At 46.9% G+C, this 1,065-nt stretch carries 1 protein-coding gene; it reads left to right on the top strand.

What is annotated here, in order from left to right; genetic code table 11:
- The coding region (locus C8D82_RS21485; RefSeq protein ID WP_165833244.1) for a type II and III secretion system protein at positions 1 to 901 on the top strand (901 nt) is incomplete at its 5' end.
- Positions 902 to 1,065: the final 164 nt, after the last annotated feature.

The raw sequence follows: 1,065 nt of genomic DNA, 5'->3' as shown, positions 1-1,065 counted from the left end.
GCAGTATTATATAGGTGGCAATCAGTCGAAAATAGAGGTTCTACCGTCTTTGGGGATTGATTCCAAACTTGAGCAGGTTTTTCCTAATGCTGTGAAATTGGTCAATGATAAGATTATCGCACAGGGCACGGAACGCGAATTGAAGAAAATATCTGATGCTTTGACTTCCACACTGGAACGTGATGTAGCTCTTTGTCAGTTGAAAGTGATTGAAGTGGTCTATGATGATCGTTTTCAAGTCGGCTTGGATTGGGAAAAGTCTTTTGAATACGCTGTATCATGGGAAAATATGGTGAAAAACGTGCATCCTGTTACGCATGCGGCCATGTCGCTGGCGGCTTCTGTGCAACTGGATCAGGCTGTAATCTCTACACGGTACGTGATTGATACTCAAGTGGGTATCCTCTCCGGTTCTAAAGTCGAGTTGAATATAGGAGACGAAATAGACCGTCCGATTTACAGCACGTCGGAATATGGGAACCGGGTGCTTTCCGGGTATAACACACAGAAAACCGGGCTTCTGATCGGACTGTCTGCCTATCATGCAGGTTCTGCATGGGTTTTCGATGCTTCTGTAGAGCATTCCAGACCGGTAACGGATCTTCAAAAGACTTTGAGTAAGGTTACCACTCAAGTTAAGATTGAGGATTCACGGCCTTTCCTGTTGGCGAATGTTTCATCTAGTGGAGGAGAAACGAATATTGAGCAAGGTGTTCCGTTTCTCTGCCGGTTGCCTTGGATCGGGTTTCTTTTCGGCGTGTATGACAAGGTACATTTGCAGCGTGATTTCTACGTCTGTATTCAATTGCTGGATCGGAACAGAGTTCCGAAGCCACTGGAGCCGGCTGGCAAGTCTGCGATGTATCAGAGTTTGGATGATGCGCTTGACGAAATCAGGTAAAGCAGCAAGCAACGTACAGCGTTAGCGCGTTGCGCTGCGTCCTGATTTCGTCAAGCAACAGAATCGACGTAGAGAGGCAGATAGCAGCCGGGCAGGGTGGTTATATGCGTCTGAGTTATCCTTGCTTCTGCGTTGCTTCTCGGCGTACAAGTAACGTCGCATAA

Origin of the sequence: Victivallis vadensis, from assembly GCF_003096415.1 — a bacterium.
In the GTDB taxonomy this organism is placed as follows: Bacteria; Verrucomicrobiota; Lentisphaeria; order Victivallales; family Victivallaceae; genus Victivallis; species Victivallis vadensis.
This window is presented reverse-complemented; position numbering and strand designations above follow the sequence as displayed.